A 17,808-nucleotide genomic window follows, 5' to 3' on the forward strand; every position below is an offset into this window, starting at 1 on the left:
TGTTTAACAATGCTCTACTCTTTAACCAGACTGTTAGAGTATTTTAACAAAACAGGCTCATTCAACTATTTGAATATCAAGACTTTCTCTTTATTTCTTATCCCGAACTCAGGTTATGGGTAACGTCGCCAACATAAGTTGGGCTTCGCTGGTGGCCTTCGATTTTGACAGCGGCAATATCTGCCAGCATCAATTCTGGTAACAATTCCAACGTATTTAGGCTAGTAGGCTCTTCTAATACATGATATTTTTTTCCATTGAGACAGTATCTTCCTTTACAAAGAGTTGGGTAACTAGCATTTTCATTATTTGAATAGCAATCGATTAAAATGTTATTTAAGCGCGACTCCATACCTTGGTCGGTTTGTTGCCAGCGTACAAATCGGGCTGGAGAACAAGCCCCCACGGTATTGGGTGATTCTCCTGTCAGATAAGAAGAAAGATAACAGCGTCCTTCCGCCATGATGCAAAGGCTGCCGAAAGCAAAAACTTCCAATGCTACCGGGCTGGTTTTGGCTAACTGTTTAACTTGATGTAATGATAGAACACGAGGAAGCACTATTCGTTGGACAGCGAAATTACGGTGATAAAATTGAATCGCTGCAATATTTGTCACTGAAGCTTGAACGGAAACATGACGTTCAATATGGGGATATTTATTGGCCGCATATTCTAAGATAGCCAGATCAGCCAGGATTAGCGCATCAACACCGATTTGCGCAGCCATATCAACGGCGGATAGCCAGCGATTAAAACCATTGGGGTGAGCAAAAGTATTGATAGCAACATGTAATTTGCAATTATGATCATGAACGTATTTGACGGCTTCAACCAATTTTTTTTCGCTAAAATTTAAACCAGCAAAATGACGTGCATTAGTGTCATCTTTAAAACCAATATAGACCGCATCAGCGCCATTATCGACAGCTATTTTAAGGCAGGCAGGTTGCCTGCCGGACATAATAATTCCATTGATGATCCTGGCATATAGTTAGATGTCTATCGATTGTAGTCAAGGTGTAATATGGTTGTTTTGACTTAAACCAGATTACTTTCTTTTGTGAATTGATTTTGCTGGATGGAGCATAAAATTGAACGGACTTAATCGATTGTTGGTTAAATTTTGATGTGGATTCAAGGATATTAATTAATAATTTGGCAGAATTGATGATTATCATTAATGCTTAAAAATATATCATAAAAGTGTAAGAGGAATTTGCAACGTGTTAAAAAAAATTCGCCAGCAAATTATCCAACAAGGGCCTAAATTGATGCGTTTACCATTAAAAGCTACGCCTTTTATATTAGAGCGTCAAATTCTGGAGCAATTACTAAGTTGGCAATTTCAGCAGGCATTAAACGATGGCGAACTGGATTTTTTGCAGAATAAATGGCTAAGAGTTGAGGTGCAAGATGTACAACTTGTTTGGTATATTAGCCTGCAGGCAGGTAAAATCATAGTTAGTAAGGATCAACAAGCAGATGTCAGTTTTTGTAGTGATGCGAATGATTTAATTTTAATTGCCGCGCGTAAAGAAGATCCTGACACCTTATTTTTCCAACGTCGATTGCATATCGAAGGTGATACAGAGCTTGGTTTGTATGTAAAAAACCTGTTAGATGCATTTGAGTTAGAGACCATGCCGGCAATTTTACGTTTTGGTTTATTGCAATTAGCCGATTTGATTAAACTAGTACAAAATGAAAATATTGATTATAAAGAGCGTGCATTATCATGCTAATTCGAGTTGAAATTCCTATTGATGCGCCAGGTATTGATCAATTATTACGTCAAACTTTTCCCACCGATGCTGAGGCTGATTTGGTGCAGAAATTGCGTCAGGACGGTTTATTGGTATTGGGAATGGTGGCGACTGATGATAAAGGAAAAATTATTGGCTATATCGGTTTTACGTTAGTAGATGTCAACGGTGATAAGGAGTGTCAATGGGTGGGGTTAGCTCCATTAGCTGTTGATAGCGCTTATCAGCGACAAGGTATTGGGGCAAAATTGGTTTGTGAGGGATTAGATAGTCTAAACGAATTTGGTTATAAAGCGGTAGTAGTGTTGGGTGATCCGGACTATTACCGTCGTTTTGGTTTTACTCAAGCTTTACCGCATAAATTAACATGTAAATGGCCTGGAATGGAGGCCTATTTTCAAGTTTATGCGTTAGATAATGGTAATTTAGCCGATTATTCAGGATTGGTTAATTTTTCGTCTTATTTTGATGATTGCTAATTTGGCAAGATAACCAACCAGATCTAAAGGTTGGTCTGCGACAAGTTGTTCTTTTTGTGCTTTGGTTAATTGTTTTATTTGATATTCTAAGGACAATGCCTCTGAATGACTTGTTAGTTGGCATTGGTAGACTAATAAAAGAGGGGGGTTACCTCTTAAAGCTTTAGCACCTTTGCCTAAGAGATGTTGTTGTAGGCGGCGCTCGATATCTGTGGTGATACCAGTATAAAGCGCATTTTGTCCATTTCTTATCAAGTAAATTGACCAATGCTTTTTCATCATATTGGTTTGATTAAATTAGGTTTTAGTTAATTTTATAGAAAAAATAAGTCAATTTTCTATACTGATTTTGTGGTGATTATGTGCCCTGTAGGGTGTGTAAACACTATTTTAACAAAATTAAAAGAATTATTTTTTATATGTTATTCATTTTTTTTGAAAGACAGCAACAAAAAAAACTAATCCAAAATTTTAACTAGTGCCTATACTATGATCTATATGACAGGAATAACCAATAATATTGCTGAATGATAATAATCAATTAAGGAGTTTATGATGAAAAAATTACCAGCTGCTTTAATTTTGGTTTTAGGTGCGTTGTCATTCGGTGCAATCGCTGATGAGGCAAAACAAGTCATGCAATTTGCTGCCCAGCAGCCAATGGATGTTGTCTCTGTTGTTGTGGGAGAAACGCCTACTAGTGCCGTTGAGCAGTTAGCTAAAGAAGCTACCAAAAAAGGGGCAACTAGCTATTATGTTACCTTTTTAGCCTATACACAAAATAAAGTACAAGCTAATGCTCGCATCTATGGTAACAGTCAAGCTACTTCTCCAGCCTATAGATAATTGGTAGTATAAATTATCGGATGATGATAGCGCTTTAATTTTTGATAAAAACACGCTGAAGAGTTATTCTCAGCGTGTTTTTACTTAAGGATATATATTACGACTATGTTAGCTGATCAATCATCATTAGCTATTATGCAACAATATCTTTCGCGTCAGCATGTTTTTTCGCTATTTACCTCTTTTCAGTCAGATGTCTGGCCTGCCATTTGTTTTTATACCTTTAACTCCCAAACGATGTCGTTATATTTTTTGACTGAAACCAGTACTTGCCATGGGCAACTGATGCTTAAAAACCCGTTTGTGGCTGGCACTATTTGTTGTCAAAATAAAACAGTGGCCAACATACAAGGAATACAATTTATCGGTAAAGTCGATTCTCTAACCGGTAAAGAAGAAAAGCAAGCCAGGCAAGATTATAATCGACGATTTCCAGTCGCTATGGCAGCCAGTATCCCTATTTGGCAATTATCTTTACAACAGATCAAAATGGTCAATAATAAGTTAGGTTTTGGCACTAAACTGGTCTGGCATCGTGATAGTTAATTCAGTCTATGGATCACTTGATTATGACTACCTCGCCATAATAGATTGGGGTCATAGCGCGCTTGAATAAATTTACCATCAACTAATACATCAAGATAGTTAACCACGGCTCGTTGATTATCAGTTAATTGGTTAAGGGTATAACCGGTCCACAACCAAATATCTTTATCTGGGCATTCGCGTTTAATGCGTTTAACCAGTCGTAAAATCGTCTCTACATTTTGTGGATGTAATGGGTCGCCGCCAGAGAGGGAAAGTCCCTGACGAACGATCCTTTGGTCTTGCAAATCAGTGATGATTTGATTTTCTATTGCTTGGGTAAACGGTTTACCCGAATCAATTTTCCAGGTGCTTTTGTTGTAACAACCTTTGCATTGATGGAGACAGCCAGCAACAAATAACGTACAACGTGTTCCTGGGCCATTGACCACATCAACCGGGTAATATCGATGATAATTCATAATCATTATCCAAGTTGACCATTTTTCAAATGTTTAACGCGTCGTTTGACTTCTTCTTGTTTACCGCTATTGAATGGTCTAGCATCGGGACTGCCAAGATAACCACAAACGCGGCGAATAACCGAAACGCGGGTTGGATCATGATTGTCGCAAGATGGGCAGACGAATCCTTTACTGGTACAGGCAAATTCACCTGCAAAACCACATTCATAACACTCGTCAATTGGGGTATTGGTGTCATAATAGGGGATATGGTGGTAACTGTAATCCCAGACATCTTCTAATGCTTTTAAGTTATGCTGTAAGTTTGGATATTCACCGTAGCAGATAAAGCCGCCATTGGCTAAAGCTGGGTAAGGGGCTTCAAAGTCAATTTTATCGTAGGGATTGACTTGTTTTTCGACATCCAGATGAAAACTATTGGTATAGTATCCTTTATCAGTAACCTCCTCAATTAAACCGAATTCAGCCACATCTAAGCGACAAAATCGGTCACATAAATTCTCACTGGGGGTACTATATAAGCTAAATCCATAGCCGGTTTCAGCTTTCCAGTGATCTGTCGCTGCACGTAGCTGCTTAATGATCTGATAGGATTTTTGTCGCAGAGTTTGATCATCAAAAACATGTTGTTGCGTACCATCAAGTGCATTGATTGTTTCATGCAGGCCGATATAACCTAAAGAGATCGATGCACGACCACGTTTAAATATTTCAGCAATATTGTCTTCTGCTTGTAAACGAACGCCACAAGCACCTTCCATATAAAGAATTGGGGCGACACGCGCTTTGACATTTTCCAGTCTGGCGATACGCGTCATCAGTGCTTTTTTGGTAATTGCCAATCTGTTATCCAATATTTGGTAAAATCGTTGTTCGTCACCTTTGGCCTCAATTGCTATCCGGGGCAAGTTAATACTGATCACACCGAGATTATTACGTCCTTCATGAATAGCTTGACCTTGCTCTTCATAAACGCCCAAGAAACTGCGGCAACCCATCGGTGTTTTGAAAGAGCCGGTGACGTTTACCACCTGCTCGTAGTTAAGAATATCTGGATACATCCGTTTACTGGCACATTCAAGTGCAAGCTGTTTAATGTCGTAGTTGGGATCGCCATATTGGTGATTGACCCCCTTACGGATAGCAAAAACTAATTTTGGAAATACCGCGGTTTTACGATTTTTACCTAATCCAGCTAAACGATTTTGTAAGATAGATTTTTGGATTAACCGTGACTCTTTTGAGGTTCCTAAGCCAAATCCAAAGGTAACAAAAGGTGTTTGGCCATTTGCAGTGTGCAGTGTATTGACTTCATATTCTAGTGATTGAAAAGCGTCATAACACTTTTTTTCTGTTCTGCTCTCAGCATAGGCAAATTGGTCGGCAATTTGCCATTCTTTGGCAATTTTTAAGTGTTTTTTATAGCTCGCCTGAACAAATGGAGTCAGCACTTCATCGATACGATTAATGGTAGTACCACCATAAATATGGCTGGCCACTTGGGCTATAATTTGTGCTGTGACGGCGGTGGCGGTTGAAATTGATTTTGGTGGATCAATTTCAGCATTTCCCATTTTAAAACCTTTGGTTAACATGCCTTGCAAATCGATCAGCATACAGTTAAACATTGGAAAAAATGGTGAGTAATCCAGATCATGATAGTGAATTTCACCACGTTCATGCGCCATAACGACATCACGCGGTAAAATATGTTGCTTAGCATAATGTTTAGCAACAATACCTGCTAATAAATCGCGTTGAGTTGGAATAACCTTACTGTCCTTATTCGCATTCTCATTAAGTAACGAAACATTACTTTGCTCAATTAAGCCGCGAATTTCGTGAGTGAGACGGCTACGTTGTTCTCTGGCAATGTCCCGTTCATGGCGATATTCAATGTAATTTCTGGCCAGATCTTTATAAAGACCCGCCATCAGTTGATTTTCAACTGCATCTTGAATTTCATGAATATCAACGGGTTGGCGGTTGCCTAATTGTTGTTCGACGACTGAGGCGACAACTGCACAATATTGATCATCGCAAATCCCAGTGGCTGCACGCATGACGGCTTCTTTGAGCCGATTTTTATCAAAAACGACCTGACAACCATCGCGTTTAATAACTACTGCACGAGTTTCGCACAAAACTAATTTGGGTACGCTAATAAAACACGGATTTGCTCAGTAATAGCACTTTTGATTACGTCCCAATTTTGTTGATAAAGGGTTATTTTTTCAGATATACGACGTTTATGTTGTTCAAACCACGCAGAAATAGCGAGAAAAATATGATTTCTTTGCGCTCGGCTTGTGCGAGCCTGACAGCGTTCAATACCACAGTTTTGTTTAACTTCTCGATGATAAACTTCAACAGACCAACGGGCATCCATGATAGATTTGAGGTATTGACGGGTGGGATTCTCTTTGTTTGTTACTATGTAATCAATACGGCCGTTTTTGGCTGTAAATTTGAAAACGGTTACCCAACCATATCCTCGCAAGTGTATTGACGTTCCTTCTTCTGAGATGTCTAACTTGTTCAGTTGTTTGTTATGGTTAACAATCCTATTTTTCCTCAGCGTGGTTACCCAGATCCAACCATGAGAGCGAATTGATTTCAGGTTATCCAGGCTAGAATACCAAGCATCCATCACTACGGCTTCTGGCATGATCCCTCTTTTTTTAGCAAGAGTGAGCATTTCGGAAAAGTGCGTGTTTTTTGTTTTTCCATCAGAATCTTTTCATAAATAACCTGAGTTCGGGATAAGCATTATCAATTATACTTGAAGATACGTACCTGCAACAGGTATCTTTGGTTTAGATGGCATTAAACAATATGCAACCAGTCCGCCTAATAAATTCACTACAAAGTTAGCCGGAGAGCGATGTCGCGTATGCTCTATTTGACAAAGATTTTTTAACTCATCAAATACCGTTTCAATGACAGAACGATGACGCAAGATGGCTTTGTCGAAACAAGTCTGTTTAATAGGCTTCATTTTCTTCTTGATATTCGTTATAAGGCTAATTCCCATCGTTTTGAGTTGCTGTTTCAGTGAAGCCGATAAATACCCTTTATCTGCGTACAAACAACCAGAAAGATCCTTTGTCAGCTCAGGCAATGGTTTCCGATCATCGGTGTTTCCTGGTGTGAGTCGAAAACTGAGTATTTCCCCCAAATGATTGATAATTACATGAAGCTTGAAACCAAAGAACCAACCTGTTGAATTTTTTCCCCGTTCAGCTATCCCATTGAAGACTTTATGTCTGCGGATCCGTAAGTTATCACACACCGCTATCGGAGTAGAATCGGCAACCGATAGCCCCGTGCATTTTCCCTTAATTGACTCAAACAGTGCCGTTAACGCTAAGGCACTACGCGGAAGTAACTCTACACAGCGTGAATAGGATGGCAAGTTAGGAAATTCCTTCCGGAGATATAAGCGGACATAATAGAGATAAAATACCTTGAATTGCCTGAATCGGAGTTGATGAAACAACACAACCAGTGTCATCATTTCCGCCAACGAAAGCTGAGTAGACCGTCTACGACGCTTAGTACCGTTAGTCAGCAAATATTCATGCATTTTTGGCTCGAAGTCTTTGCAAAAATCATCCATCAGGCAATAAAGTTCAGTAAGATTTTCCATAATTGTTTAACAATGCTCTACTCTTTAACCAGACTGTTAGAGTATTTTAACAAAACAGGCTCATTCAACTATTTGAATATCAAGACTTTCTCTTTATTTCTTATCCCGAACTCAGGTTAAATAAGATAATTGATAGGAATTGATTCAACCTTCGTCAGATCATGCCAAAGCAAATTAACTAAACCTATGCCAGCAATAACCTCATGTTCATTACCTGAATATTGATAATGGACCATCTCTATTTTTTTACTACGTGTTTTGGCAATCAATGTATCATCGGCAATTAGTACGCAAGGGCTTTTTTTGTCTATAGAAGGTTCAACTAATCGCCATAGGTCTTTAGGTCTAAAACATCTACTTTTTAGCCATCGGCTAACAGTGTCTATAGAGAAGTAATTTATTTGATACTCGTGGGAATATCCGGGAATTGGCGGGAACTCATGGGATTTCTTGAGGTTAGAAGCGATTTTCTGATTTGATACCGATGCTTAAAAAATAAGCAATTGTTTACCTGTAAGTAAAATATTTGATACCGCTACAAACAAGCTTTAATGCCCTTTAAATTGCATTTATAAGACAGTTTTACTGGGCCAAGGCTTATTTCATGCTCTGACCCTGATGTTAGCATCAATGTGATCTATTTCTGAAATGGTTTCTCCGGCACTGATTTCAATTTTGGATAAAATCTCTCTAAGCTGTTCTTCTGACATGGATTCTAACCGTAAAGCTATTCGTTTTCTATCTCCCACAAGTTTCGCACCAATAAAAAAACGCTCTATTTTTAAGTTTAATTCAGCATAATATATAAATAGATAAAACCTTATAAATCAAATGCAACTTATTGTAATTTAAGAAAATTAATGTGTTTTAGTAACTTGCAGATTGATCATTGCTTTTAAGCCATTTCTAGAATTTTATATGCCTGTGCGAAACTCGTGTCTCCTTTTAGTTCTAGAAGTGCTTGATTTTCTGTATCAAGTAGGTGAAAAACTGTCTCAAGTCCTTTACGAGCAAGAATCTCGAATAATCTTAACTTTTCTTGATCCGTCAGAAGCGATAAAAGCTCAAAAAGCTTCCGTTCGGCATCTCCATTTGAAACCAACTTATTGGGTTCTTGGGTTTTTTTGTCGGATTCATAAATGTCGCCTTCACCATTAAGAAGCCAATTGAGAGAAACGCCTTCGTGCTCGGCTATCTTCAATAACTGGCTTCGTCTAGGGCTTGGCTTTAAGTGTCTTCTTTTATAATAATTTTTTAATGTACTAACATTAATCCCCCAAGCCCTTGCGGCTTCACTTCTAGATGAATATCTATCAACCAATTGAAAAATTCTCTCGATTACCGGTTCTTTTTCGGGTTCAAGAAAAGTACGACTAGGTTTTTTTGTCATCACCAGCACCTGCAACTTATTGCATTGATTTATAAAAAGAAATAAATAAAACCATTAAAACCACAAAGAAACCTTGAATTGGTTTCTTTTGGTTCTTATACTTTACCTGTACGCATAACTTTTCAGTTATTCATGCGGATAACTTTTTAGGATAGACGAATGATGAGCAAAAAAGAAGACATGTGTGCTGATTGGCACCCTGAGATCATTAAAGCGGAGATCCATAAGCGAGGGTTGTCGTTTCGCTTACTGTCCTTGCAAGCCGGTTACAGCAAGGATTCGCTCAAAACGGTTTTACGCACGCCCTGTAAGACTTATCAGAAGATTATTGCCCAAGCGTTGGGGGTCGAACCGGAAACCATTTGGCCCAGCCGTTACAAGATTAAAAGTTACATACGTAAGGCATCATAATTATGTTTGTTGTTGCTAAAGAACTTATTGGCGTAATGGGTCTCCCTAAAACTACTAAAGGCATTAGAGAGATATTGGCGCGTTTAACGAAAAATACGCCCGATTTGGTACGTAAACGTCCCGGCACCAAGGCTTACGAGTACCACATAGATTGCTTACCGGCGGAAGCACAATGTGCGATCCGTGAGCGTCATCTTCAACAACTGATGATCGCCGCGCCGGTGGATGCTGCTGCCAAACAACCCACTGTATCAAAGGTCAGCACCGATCCGGAGAAGCTTGGCAAGCTGGAAGTTTATCGCCGTTGCCCTGCATTGCTTGGCAATAAATTAGCCGACCTGACGGATAAACAACGTCAGATTGCCGATGCACGCATGTTATTGGTGCAACATATCCTCACCATAGGCCAACAGCCCCGTTATAGCTGCGCCCAGGCCATCCGCTTTATCGTCCAGCAGGCGAAAACCGGCCAGTTGCCCGAGAGCATCGCGCAAGCGGCACAGGTGGCCAATGCCAAGAAGGGCAAAAGCCGTCAGCTCAGTGAAATCACCCTTAAGCGCTGGCTGGCCGACTACAGAAAGGCCACTACCCCCGCCGAACGTCTGATAGTGCTGGCACCGGGTAAGCGTGAAGTCGTTAAGCCGGAGCAAATCGCCTGGTTACATGACTATCTGGCGCACTATCGCAAGCCAAACGGGTGCAGCATGAAAGAGGCCTATGTAGATTTTTGCGCCGAGTGGCAACAACGCTATGCCGATGAGCCGCTGATGTTGGCCGCGCAGCCGTCCTATGATGCGGTGCTGTATGCGATGGATAAACTCCCCGAAATCGTCAAACAGCGCGGGCGCAAAACCGGCAGCGAATATCGCCAGCTGGAAGGGTTTGTCCGCCGCGACTGGAGCAGTTTACCGGTTAACTACGTCTGGATTGGAGACGGTCACGGCATGAAGATGAAAGTCGCCCATCCCGACCACGGTCAACCTTTTTCGCCGGAAGTGACCTTTATTCTCGATGGCAGCTGCCGCTATATCACCGGCTGGAGCCTCTCGCTCTCTGAAAACGTGATTGCCGTCACCGATGCCCTACGTTATGGCATTGCCACTCACGGCAAGCCGTTTCTCTACTACTCAGATAACGGCAGTGGGGAAACCAATCTCACCCTGGATGCAGACGTGACCGGTATTCTGCGGCGGCTCGAGATTGACCACCCGACCGGTATTGCCGGCAATCCCCAGGGGCGCGGCATTATTGAACGCCTTAACCGTACCTTGCCCATGTACATTGCCCGCCGCTTTGCCACTTATTACGGTACCGGCGCTGACCGGGAAACCGTGCGCAAGACTGGCAAGGCGCTTAAATCCGCCTTAAATGCCCAGGCAAAGGGCCATGCACTGACCGTCGCCCAGCAGAGCACGCTACGCAAGCTGCCTTCCTGGGAGAGGCTGATTGATGAAATCAAGGCCGGGGTCGAGTGGTACAACGCCCGTCCGCACAGTGAATTACCCAAACGCCCCGATGGCCAGCATTACAGTCCGGCCGAGTTTCGCCGCTGGAAGCTGGAAAACGAAGCCACCGAGCTGGAATGGCTGACACAGTTTGAACTGCGTGACCTGTTTATGCCACAGACCGAGCGCACGGTCAGGCGCTGTGAAATCCGTTTCCTTAACAATATTTATTATGCCGCCAAACTGGCCGATGAGCACGACCGCAAGGTGCTGGTGAGTTACGACATTCACGATGGCAGCAAGGTTATCGTGCGCCGTATGGACGGTACTTACCTGTGTGAAGCCTTGTGGGACGGCAATAAACAGCTGGCCTTCCCGGTAACGGCGGAATACCACAACCGGCAGCAACGTATCAAAGGGATGCGTAAGCGGGGTGAGGAGAAAGTGGCGCTTGCTGAGGCAGAAAACACCCTGACGTTGCCGGGTGAGAAAGTGAATGACCTCGAGTTACCGGTCAATGTTTATCGGCAATTGGGGAATACCGCATTAAAAGCTGAGGTTGAAGAACAGAGCGACCTTGATACGGAAGCGGCACTACAGCGGGGTTTGGCATTACTGGAAGCCCAGCAGATTGACCCGCTGTTGTAAAAAAGCCATCTGGTCGGCAAACCGATGGCTGATTGAAATACAAAACAACTTTTATCAGGAGGCAAGATGATGACTGAAAACCCAGAGATTATCAAGCAGCTGCAACCGTTAATCGATACAGGCCAGGTCACCCAGGCGCAGATTGCCCGCGAAACCGGCCAGTCGAGCGCAGTGATATCCAGCTTTATCAACGGCAGTTATAACGGCAATAACCAGCGGGTCGGTGAACTGTTAACCCGCTGGCTGACGGATTATCAGCAAAAAAAGACCTTGCCTGCGCCGCCGCAGTTTGTGGAGACCGCCACGGTCAAGGAGATATGGGCGGTGTTCCAGTTTGTCCGGCTGGCGCAGTGCATGAATGTGATTGTCGGGGTGCCGGGGGTGGGCAAAACCTTTGCCGCCCGTCAGTACTGCCAGCATGCCAATACCTGGATGGTGACCCTTTCCCCGGCCCACGCCAGCATCACCGAGTGTCTGCTGGAGCTGGCGGAAGCGCTGGGCCTTAGCGACCTGCCTAGAAACAAGGGGACGCTGGCGCGTGCAATTCGGCGGCGGCTAACCGGCACTCACGGGCTGGTGATTGTCGATGAGGCTGACCACCTGGGCATTGACGGGCTGGAGCAGCTGCGCGCCATTCAGGATGCGACCGGGGTCGGTATGGTACTGATTGGTAACCCGCGCGGCCTGTCGAAATCGGCCCGCTCAACCCAGGGGGCGGATGACCTGGCCCGGTTGTACAGCCGTATCGCCCGCTCTAAACGGCTGTTAAAGGCAAAAAAAGCGGATGTGGCCGCGATTGCTGCCGCCTGGGGCATTACCGGCGAGAGTGAGCTGACGCTGGTACAGGCCATTGCCCAGAAAGCCGGTGCCTTGCGGGTATTGTCGCACACCCTGCGCCAGGCGTGGCTGATGGCCAGCGGTGATGCACAGGCCCAACTGGGGGAAAAATACATCAAGGCGGCCTTCAGGGAGGTGTATACCGAGACCGACCTGCTGCCGGCCAGGGGGTGAGCATGGGCGGCGTACTCTTTACCGACAGCACCGGACGCCAGGTGCTGCTCAATACCCGGCGGGTGGTGTCCGTCTCGCTGGAATCGTCACACAGCCTGTTAGTGTCATTTGGCAATCGGGGCGCTGCGCTCTATGTGTTGCCGGATGCGCAAGAGGTGATGATGCAGTTATGTCATGACATGAACCGTTTACTCAGGAGAGCCAATGATGAATAACCCTGTACGCCATGAAGTCCGCGCCCTGCGGCGTATGGCCCGCTACGCCAGCTATAACGTTGATGGGACTATCCGGCCCAATATTACCCTGTCACGCGGGGCAACGCCGTACCTCTGGCTGGACCGGTATGAGATGGCGGCGGCGACCTTGCCCCCGGCCCAGCAACAGTATTACCGGTGGCAGGGATTTGATGTAGATAGCTGGGAAGCGCTGCAACTGGGCTGTTATCTCTCTGGCCCAAGCCGGCGTCAGGCGTGGTACGCCGCCTGGCGCACCTTACGGGCATTGTTGTCCGGGCGGTCAGTGCCGTCCGAATCGGGGCCGGTTTTACTGAGCACGCTACTGTGTGAGGCTCGGTTATCAATGAATATGCTGAAAAGGAAAGGTCATCATGATGAACATGTTTGATGCGATGAATAGCGTGCGTTATCAGTTACGCGCGGTCGGCAGCGACATTCTGTCCGCCCGGCGTTATCGGCAGCGCCCGTTTATAAAAATTATCCCGCCGGCGGGTCAGCCGACGGCGTCCGATGCGGTGACGGCCATTACCTTGTATTACCAGGGCCAGCGGCGTCAGGTCTATGCCAAACCGTTATCAGGCTGTCTGGTCTATTGGGACGCGCAGGACTAAATGCGCCGCCGTTATCCACTCTTTTAGCGAGGAAACACGAAATATGCATTATCACCCTGAAAAATCTCCCCTAACACCCCCTGACGGCTATCGCATTAATGCGTTAGGGCATATGGTGCCGGTCAGTCATATCAAGCCGATTGACCTGTTACGCGATGAATTGATTGACAGCCTGTTTACCGAGGCGCGGCAGCTCCGGCATCAACTGGCCGAATTTAAATTGCGCGCCCTGCAACGTATTCGGGATTTTGTCGATTTATCCGCCGCCGAATATGGCGTCAATTACGGGGCCGCTAAAGGCAATGTCACCCTGACCAGCTTTGACGGGCAATATCGTCTTGTTCGGGCGGTGGGCGAACACCGTATTTTTGATGAACGTATCCAGGCGGCGAAAGAAAAAATCGCGGCCTGCATTACCAAATGGTCAGATGGCGCGGATGCCAAATTAATCGCCATCGTGAAGCGTTCCTTTAAGGTCAATAAACAGGGACAGATTGATATTAATGAAGTGCTGGCGCTACGGGATTTAGATATTGACGATGAAGAATGGCAAGAGGCGATGCGGGCGGTCAGCGATTCGATTAAGGTCAGCGGCAGCAGTACCTATCTGCGTTTTTATCAGCGGGAAGCGGACAAAGCCTATAAAACCTGAGTTCGGGATAAGAAATAAAGAGAAAGTCTTGATATTCAAATAGTTGAATGAGCCTGTTTTGTTAAAATACTCTAACAGTCTGGTTAAAGAGTAGAGCATTGTTAAACAATTATGGAAAATCTTACTGAACTTTATTGCCTGATGGATGATTTTTGCAAAGACTTCGAGCCAAAAATGCATGAATATTTGCTGACTAACGGTACTAAGCGTCGTAGACGGTCTACTCAGCTTTCGTTGGCGGAAATGATGACACTGGTTGTGTTGTTTCATCAACTCCGATTCAGGCAATTCAAGGTATTTTATCTCTATTATGTCCGCTTATATCTCCGGAAGGAATTTCTTAACTTGCCATCCTATTCACGCTGTGTAGAGTTACTTCCGCGTAGTGCCTTAGCGTTAACGGCACTGTTTGAGTCAATTAAGGGAAAATGCACGGGGCTATCGGTTGCCGATTCTACTCCGATAGCGGTGTGTGATAACTTACGGATCCGCAGACATAAAGTCTTCAATGGGATAGCTGAACGGGGAAAAAATTCAACAGGTTGGTTCTTTGGTTTCAAGCTTCATGTAATTATCAATCATTTGGGGGAAATACTCAGTTTTCGACTCACACCAGGAAACACCGATGATCGGAAACCATTGCCTGAGCTGACAAAGGATCTTTCTGGTTGTTTGTACGCAGATAAAGGGTATTTATCGGCTTCACTGAAACAGCAACTCAAAACGATGGGAATTAGCCTTATAACGAATATCAAGAAGAAAATGAAGCCTATTAAACAGACTTGTTTCGACAAAGCCATCTTGCGTCATCGTTCTGTCATTGAAACGGTATTTGATGAGTTAAAAAATCTTTGTCAAATAGAGCATACGCGACATCGCTCTCCGGCTAACTTTGTAGTGAATTTATTAGGCGGACTGGTTGCATATTGTTTAATGCCATCTAAACCAAAGATACCTGTTGCAGGTACGTATCTTCAAGTATAATTGATAATGCTTATCCCGAACTCAGGTTATAAACAACTGTCGCTCGATATCTCCAAACTGTAATGCCTTTTTAATCGATGGCTTTACATCCGGCGCGCACGTTAGGGCATCGGGCGCGCCGAATTCAGCCGAGGACATATTGATGGTAGTGAATGAAAATTTAATTTATGACGCCGCCCTGGCGCGTTGGGGGCATGACCGACAGATGTTAAAAACCATTGAGCGCTGCGGGGCACTGGCCGGCGCGCTGTGCCGTTTTCTTTCGCAGGGTCAGAATATGCGACAAGTCTGTCAAGCCGTGGCGGACATGGAAATCATGCTCGCCCAGCTTCGTCTAAACGGTCTGGCGGCGATGATTGACGATGAAAAAGTGCGCAAGCTGGCCGCCTTGTCGCAACGCCTATTGACCCAACCACCGGCGACGATAAACACGGGAGATAAGGCATGAACCGGGCTACCTTAATCAAACTTATCCATGTGGCCCGTCGGGAGTTGCAGCTGGATGAAGCGACCTACCGCGCGGCGCTGATGAAGGTGTGCGCCGATAAAACCAGTTGCCGGGAAATGACGGTACCCGAGCTGGTCAGGGTGTTACATGCCTTTCAGCAAAAAGGCTTTACCGTGCGTTCAAAGCCGGTTTTACGCGGCGTTAAACCCGCGTCACCGGTCGCTAAAATCCTTGCCATCTGGCAGACCATGCACCGCCAGGGGTTTGTGCAGTCCGGCGATGAGGCAGCACTGAATGCCTGGATAAGGCGTACCACCGCAAGGGAGAACGGTGGCCTGGGGGTGGCACAGCTGGCCTGGCTCAATCAGGATAACGCCCTGGCCGTCAAGGTGCTTGAAAGTCTTAAGCGCTGGCATCGGCGCTGCATGCTGGCGACACTCCCCCCGGGTACGCCGGCTGAAAGTTATCCGCGCGTTTGTCAGCGTTATGAGGCCGAGACCCGTGTATCGTCATAACGTCGGTAACGGGGTATCTTCACCGTGGGCAGAAGGGGCGTCTCGCTTTAGGGTTATGGGATAATATATTGTATAATAACATTATTACTCAACTCACCTGATGAGGTAGACGATGAAGATACAACAAGCAGATTTACTCGCCGATGATACCCAGCTGCATGCGTTAATTGACCGAATAGACACGGTGGATGAGGAAACCTTACAGCCTCAGTGGCCACAATTACTCGCCGCGTTGGTGGATGTGATGGATAATGAACTGCAACGCCAGGGATTTACCGCCCCCCAATCTCGCCCTCTGGCGCGTAAAATGGCGGCGGCCCTGGCCGCGTATGCGGGTGGGCGTAACTATTATTTGCCCAAAGGCGACAGTCTGCTTACGGCGTTACGCGACGATGAAATTTTCCACCGCTGGCAGCAGGGCACACCGATTGAAACGCTACGCAAGGCATACCGGCTCGGCCAGATACAGATTTATAAAGTGATTGCCACCCAGCGCCAGCGCTATGTCAAGCGTACCCAACCCGCCCTGTTTGCCGACTAACCCCTGCTAACGTATCCGAACAATCGACTGGCCCCCAGGGGACGGATTGTTAACGGAGCGTAATCCCCCGCCTTATCACGCAACGCTTACCCTGTGACCAGGAATCCCTGTATCAAGGTATCGCTATGCCGCCGTTGCCCGACCCGTTACGTAAAAAACTCCTCGCCGTCTCCGGTGCCGGTCTGTTGACTATTGCCGCCTGCTATACCGCGTTCTGGGAAGGTCACGCCCTCCAGCCCTATGCCGACAGCGGCGGGGTGCTGACGGTGTGCTACGGCCATACCGGTAGCGATATCACCCCCGAGACGACCCAAACGCCGGCGCAATGTGAGGCCCTGCTGGCGGCGGATATGCGCCAGGCTTTCGCTGTGATTGACCAGCAGGTCACCGTACCGCTGTCAGACGGGCAGCGCGTGGCGCTCGCGGCGTTTATTCACAATGTCGGGTCGGGGGCCTTTGCGCGCTCGACCCTGCTAAAGCGCCTGAATGCCGGCGATATCCCGGCGGCCTGCGATGAGTTTCGTCGCTGGGTTAAGGTGAAGGGCGTCACGCTGAACGGTCTGGTCAATCGCCGCGCCGCCGATGAATGGCTGTGTCGGCATGGACTGCCTGACCCCGAGGCGACGCTGTGAACACGTTACTTAAAACGGGGCTGACGCTGTGCCTGCTGGCGTTATTACTCGCTACTGCCGGCTGGCTCTGGCAACGTGAACGCCTGCGGGAAACCGCGCTGCACGACTTGCGCCAGGAGCGGGACGAAGCCTGGCAGGCACTGGCAGAGCAACGCCAAATACAGCAGGTATTTCATACCTTGGAGCAGACCGTCACGCATGAAAAACAACACCTGCGCGGAGAAAGCGAAAAGGACCGCCAACAGGTGCGCCAGCGGTTATCGTGGGTCAATTGTGCCCGTGAGCCTGTGCCTGGCCCTGTGGCTGACCGGGTGCGCCGCGCCGCCCGTGAAAGTGGTGACGTTGCCGCCCGTACCGCTCCCTGAAGGCTTACTGGCGGCCTGTCCGGCTCCGCTACCACCGGAGCCGTTGACCTTTGGGGCCAGCGTGGACTATTCCCTGCAACTGCTGGCCGTGATTAAACAGTGTAATGCCGACAAGGCCGCGTTGCGCCAGGCCGAGCATTACCGACAAGAGCAACCCCATGATGAGTAAACG

Annotated in this window: 23 protein-coding genes and 3 pseudogenes; 18 read left to right on the plus strand and 8 right to left on the minus strand. The window is 46.0% G+C overall.

Annotated elements, in window-relative coordinates; translation table 11 throughout:
• Window positions 1-121: 121 nt before the first annotated feature.
• Window positions 122-972 (minus strand): annotated as a pseudogene (ubiU, locus tag V3224_RS15895) (ubiquinone anaerobic biosynthesis protein UbiU); the annotation flags it as partial.
• Window positions 973-1,223: 251 nt separating this feature from the next.
• On the opposite strand from ubiU, the gene ubiT reads away from it, so the two are divergent.
• Together ubiT and V3224_RS15905 are read left to right on the plus strand one after the other, a co-directional pair.
• Window positions 1,224-1,742: a ubiquinone anaerobic biosynthesis accessory factor UbiT gene (gene ubiT, locus V3224_RS15900; protein WP_032114405.1), complete on the plus strand. Its 519-nt coding sequence runs from the start codon at window positions 1,224-1,226 to the stop codon at window positions 1,740-1,742.
• Complete coding sequence (locus V3224_RS15905) at window positions 1,736-2,242, plus strand: GNAT family N-acetyltransferase (protein WP_334471681.1); 507 nt, start codon at window positions 1,736-1,738, stop codon at window positions 2,240-2,242. The genes ubiT and V3224_RS15905 overlap by 7 nt, the downstream gene beginning before the upstream one ends.
• Here V3224_RS15905 and V3224_RS15910 read toward each other — a convergent pair.
• On the minus strand, window positions 2,201-2,524 hold the full coding sequence (locus tag V3224_RS15910) for a GIY-YIG nuclease family protein (RefSeq protein ID WP_442890537.1): 324 nt from the start codon (window positions 2,522-2,524) through the stop codon (window positions 2,201-2,203). The two genes, V3224_RS15905 and V3224_RS15910, sit on opposite strands and share 42 nt — an antisense overlap.
• A gap of 273 nt (window positions 2,525-2,797) precedes the next feature.
• Here V3224_RS15910 and V3224_RS15915 point away from each other — a divergent pair, with 273 nt between their 5' ends.
• Both V3224_RS15915 and V3224_RS15920 read left to right on the plus strand, forming a co-directional pair.
• Window positions 2,798-3,088, plus strand: coding sequence for a YdgH/BhsA/McbA-like domain containing protein (locus tag V3224_RS15915; RefSeq protein WP_334471682.1), 291 nt, complete (start codon window positions 2,798-2,800; stop codon window positions 3,086-3,088).
• A 105-nt stretch (window positions 3,089-3,193) separates the two neighbouring features.
• The gene (locus V3224_RS15920) at window positions 3,194-3,634 is read left to right on the plus strand and encodes a YhbP family protein (protein ID WP_334471683.1); all 441 of its coding nucleotides are present in this window, start codon (window positions 3,194-3,196) and stop codon (window positions 3,632-3,634) included.
• On the opposite strand, the gene nrdG is transcribed toward V3224_RS15920, so the two are convergent.
• The 6 genes and pseudogenes from nrdG to V3224_RS15950 all read right to left on the minus strand — a co-directional run bounded on the left by nrdG (window position 3,631) and on the right by V3224_RS15950 (window position 9,137).
• Window positions 3,631-4,095, minus strand: coding sequence for an anaerobic ribonucleoside-triphosphate reductase-activating protein (gene nrdG, locus V3224_RS15925; RefSeq protein WP_334471684.1), 465 nt, complete (start codon window positions 4,093-4,095; stop codon window positions 3,631-3,633). The genes V3224_RS15920 and nrdG overlap by 4 nt on opposite strands.
• Window positions 4,096-4,100: 5 nt before the next feature.
• Entirely contained in the window at window positions 4,101-6,242 is a 2,142-nt protein-coding gene (gene nrdD, locus V3224_RS15930) for an anaerobic ribonucleoside-triphosphate reductase (protein WP_334471686.1), read from the minus strand.
• Between the two features lie 2 nt (window positions 6,243-6,244).
• Window positions 6,245-6,838, minus strand: a pseudogene (locus V3224_RS15935) (transposase); the annotation flags it as partial.
• 36 nt (window positions 6,839-6,874) lie between these two features.
• Window positions 6,875-7,747 carry an IS982 family transposase gene (locus V3224_RS15940; RefSeq protein WP_334467716.1) on the minus strand — a complete coding sequence of 291 codons (873 nt, stop codon included), beginning with the start codon at window positions 7,745-7,747 and terminating at the stop codon, window positions 6,875-6,877.
• Between the two features lie 119 nt (window positions 7,748-7,866).
• Window positions 7,867-8,136, minus strand: a pseudogene (locus tag V3224_RS30105) (IS701 family transposase); the annotation flags it as partial.
• Between the two features lie 506 nt (window positions 8,137-8,642).
• Window positions 8,643-9,137: a helix-turn-helix domain-containing protein gene (locus tag V3224_RS15950; RefSeq protein ID WP_334471690.1), complete on the minus strand. Its 495-nt coding sequence runs from the start codon at window positions 9,135-9,137 to the stop codon at window positions 8,643-8,645.
• Window positions 9,138-9,296: 159 nt separating this feature from the next.
• Here V3224_RS15950 and V3224_RS15955 point away from each other — a divergent pair, with 159 nt between their 5' ends.
• The 14 genes from V3224_RS15955 to lysC all read left to right on the plus strand — a co-directional run bounded on the left by V3224_RS15955 (window position 9,297) and on the right by lysC (window position 17,805).
• Window positions 9,297-9,548, plus strand: a complete 252-nt coding sequence (locus V3224_RS15955) for a helix-turn-helix domain-containing protein (protein WP_442889993.1) — start codon at window positions 9,297-9,299, stop codon at window positions 9,546-9,548.
• Window positions 9,549-9,550: 2 nt separating this feature from the next.
• Window positions 9,551-11,641, plus strand: coding sequence for a Mu transposase C-terminal domain-containing protein (locus V3224_RS15960; protein ID WP_334469533.1), 2,091 nt, complete (start codon window positions 9,551-9,553; stop codon window positions 11,639-11,641).
• Window positions 11,642-11,710: 69 nt separating this feature from the next.
• Complete coding sequence (locus V3224_RS15965; protein WP_334470340.1) at window positions 11,711-12,652, plus strand: AAA family ATPase; 942 nt, start codon at window positions 11,711-11,713, stop codon at window positions 12,650-12,652.
• Window positions 12,653-12,654: 2 nt separating this feature from the next.
• A complete protein-coding gene (locus V3224_RS15970) occupies window positions 12,655-12,867 on the plus strand; it encodes a hypothetical protein (RefSeq protein ID WP_334469532.1) in 213 nt (70 codons plus the stop codon).
• A complete protein-coding gene (locus V3224_RS15975; RefSeq protein ID WP_334469531.1) occupies window positions 12,857-13,276 on the plus strand; it encodes a hypothetical protein in 420 nt (139 codons plus the stop codon). Before V3224_RS15970 ends, V3224_RS15975 begins: the two co-directional genes overlap by 11 nt.
• Complete coding sequence (locus V3224_RS15980) at window positions 13,260-13,499, plus strand: hypothetical protein (protein ID WP_334469530.1); 240 nt, start codon at window positions 13,260-13,262, stop codon at window positions 13,497-13,499. The genes V3224_RS15975 and V3224_RS15980 overlap by 17 nt, the downstream gene beginning before the upstream one ends.
• Before the next feature lie 43 nt (window positions 13,500-13,542).
• The gene (locus V3224_RS15985; RefSeq protein ID WP_334470338.1) at window positions 13,543-14,151 is read left to right on the plus strand and encodes a DUF3164 family protein; all 609 of its coding nucleotides are present in this window, start codon (window positions 13,543-13,545) and stop codon (window positions 14,149-14,151) included.
• A gap of 111 nt (window positions 14,152-14,262) precedes the next feature.
• Window positions 14,263-15,135, plus strand: a complete 873-nt coding sequence (locus V3224_RS15990; protein ID WP_334469528.1) for an IS982 family transposase — start codon at window positions 14,263-14,265, stop codon at window positions 15,133-15,135.
• Between the two features lie 142 nt (window positions 15,136-15,277).
• Window positions 15,278-15,583: a hypothetical protein gene (locus tag V3224_RS15995; RefSeq protein WP_334469526.1), complete on the plus strand. Its 306-nt coding sequence runs from the start codon at window positions 15,278-15,280 to the stop codon at window positions 15,581-15,583.
• A complete protein-coding gene (locus V3224_RS16000; RefSeq protein WP_334467893.1) occupies window positions 15,580-16,098 on the plus strand; it encodes a gp16 family protein in 519 nt (172 codons plus the stop codon). The genes V3224_RS15995 and V3224_RS16000 overlap by 4 nt, the downstream gene beginning before the upstream one ends.
• A 112-nt stretch (window positions 16,099-16,210) precedes the next feature.
• A complete protein-coding gene (locus tag V3224_RS16005; RefSeq protein ID WP_334467895.1) occupies window positions 16,211-16,639 on the plus strand; it encodes a Mor transcription activator family protein in 429 nt (142 codons plus the stop codon).
• Window positions 16,640-16,764: 125 nt separating this feature from the next.
• Window positions 16,765-17,271, plus strand: a complete 507-nt coding sequence (locus tag V3224_RS16010; RefSeq protein ID WP_334467897.1) for a lysozyme — start codon at window positions 16,765-16,767, stop codon at window positions 17,269-17,271.
• Window positions 17,268-17,636, plus strand: a complete 369-nt coding sequence (locus V3224_RS16015; protein ID WP_334467898.1) for a hypothetical protein — start codon at window positions 17,268-17,270, stop codon at window positions 17,634-17,636. The genes V3224_RS16010 and V3224_RS16015 overlap by 4 nt, the downstream gene beginning before the upstream one ends.
• Window positions 17,608-17,805 carry an Rz1-like lysis system protein LysC gene (gene lysC, locus V3224_RS30110; protein WP_442889673.1) on the plus strand — a complete coding sequence of 66 codons (198 nt, stop codon included), beginning with the start codon at window positions 17,608-17,610 and terminating at the stop codon, window positions 17,803-17,805. Before V3224_RS16015 ends, lysC begins: the two co-directional genes overlap by 29 nt.
• The last annotated feature ends 3 nt before the right edge of the window (window positions 17,806-17,808 follow it).

Origin of the sequence: Arsenophonus sp. PmNCSU2021_1, assembly GCF_036919435.1 — a bacterium.
Classification (GTDB): Bacteria; Pseudomonadota; Gammaproteobacteria; order Enterobacterales; family Enterobacteriaceae; genus Arsenophonus; species Arsenophonus nilaparvatae.

Bases quoted from the DNA above. Each gene is read 5' to 3' on its own strand.
- V3224_RS15990 (WP_334469528.1), top strand. From the start codon at position 14,263: ATGGAAAATCTTACTGAACTTTATTGCCTGATGGATGATTTTTGCAAA.
- nrdG (WP_334471684.1), bottom strand. From the start codon at position 4,095: ATGAATTATCATCGATATTACCCGGTTGATGTGGTCAATGGCCCAGGA.
- V3224_RS15905 (WP_334471681.1), top strand. From the start codon at position 1,736: ATGCTAATTCGAGTTGAAATTCCTATTGATGCGCCAGGTATTGATCAA.
- V3224_RS15960 (WP_334469533.1), top strand. From the start codon at position 9,551: ATGTTTGTTGTTGCTAAAGAACTTATTGGCGTAATGGGTCTCCCTAAA.
- V3224_RS15980 (WP_334469530.1), top strand. From the start codon at position 13,260: ATGATGAACATGTTTGATGCGATGAATAGCGTGCGTTATCAGTTACGC.
- V3224_RS15950 (WP_334471690.1), bottom strand. From the start codon at position 9,137: ATGACAAAAAAACCTAGTCGTACTTTTCTTGAACCCGAAAAAGAACCG.
- V3224_RS15995 (WP_334469526.1), top strand. From the start codon at position 15,278: ATGGTAGTGAATGAAAATTTAATTTATGACGCCGCCCTGGCGCGTTGG.
- V3224_RS16000 (WP_334467893.1), top strand. From the start codon at position 15,580: ATGAACCGGGCTACCTTAATCAAACTTATCCATGTGGCCCGTCGGGAG.
- V3224_RS15970 (WP_334469532.1), top strand. From the start codon at position 12,655: ATGGGCGGCGTACTCTTTACCGACAGCACCGGACGCCAGGTGCTGCTC.
- V3224_RS15965 (WP_334470340.1), top strand. From the start codon at position 11,711: ATGACTGAAAACCCAGAGATTATCAAGCAGCTGCAACCGTTAATCGAT.
- V3224_RS16005 (WP_334467895.1), top strand. From the start codon at position 16,211: ATGAAGATACAACAAGCAGATTTACTCGCCGATGATACCCAGCTGCAT.
- V3224_RS15920 (WP_334471683.1), top strand. From the start codon at position 3,194: ATGTTAGCTGATCAATCATCATTAGCTATTATGCAACAATATCTTTCG.
- V3224_RS15975 (WP_334469531.1), top strand. From the start codon at position 12,857: ATGATGAATAACCCTGTACGCCATGAAGTCCGCGCCCTGCGGCGTATG.
- V3224_RS15915 (WP_334471682.1), top strand. From the start codon at position 2,798: ATGAAAAAATTACCAGCTGCTTTAATTTTGGTTTTAGGTGCGTTGTCA.
- V3224_RS15985 (WP_334470338.1), top strand. From the start codon at position 13,543: ATGCATTATCACCCTGAAAAATCTCCCCTAACACCCCCTGACGGCTAT.
- V3224_RS15955 (WP_442889993.1), top strand. From the start codon at position 9,297: ATGATGAGCAAAAAAGAAGACATGTGTGCTGATTGGCACCCTGAGATC.
- V3224_RS16010 (WP_334467897.1), top strand. From the start codon at position 16,765: ATGCCGCCGTTGCCCGACCCGTTACGTAAAAAACTCCTCGCCGTCTCC.
- V3224_RS15910 (WP_442890537.1), bottom strand. From the start codon at position 2,524: ATGATGAAAAAGCATTGGTCAATTTACTTGATAAGAAATGGACAAAAT.
- V3224_RS15940 (WP_334467716.1), bottom strand. From the start codon at position 7,747: ATGGAAAATCTTACTGAACTTTATTGCCTGATGGATGATTTTTGCAAA.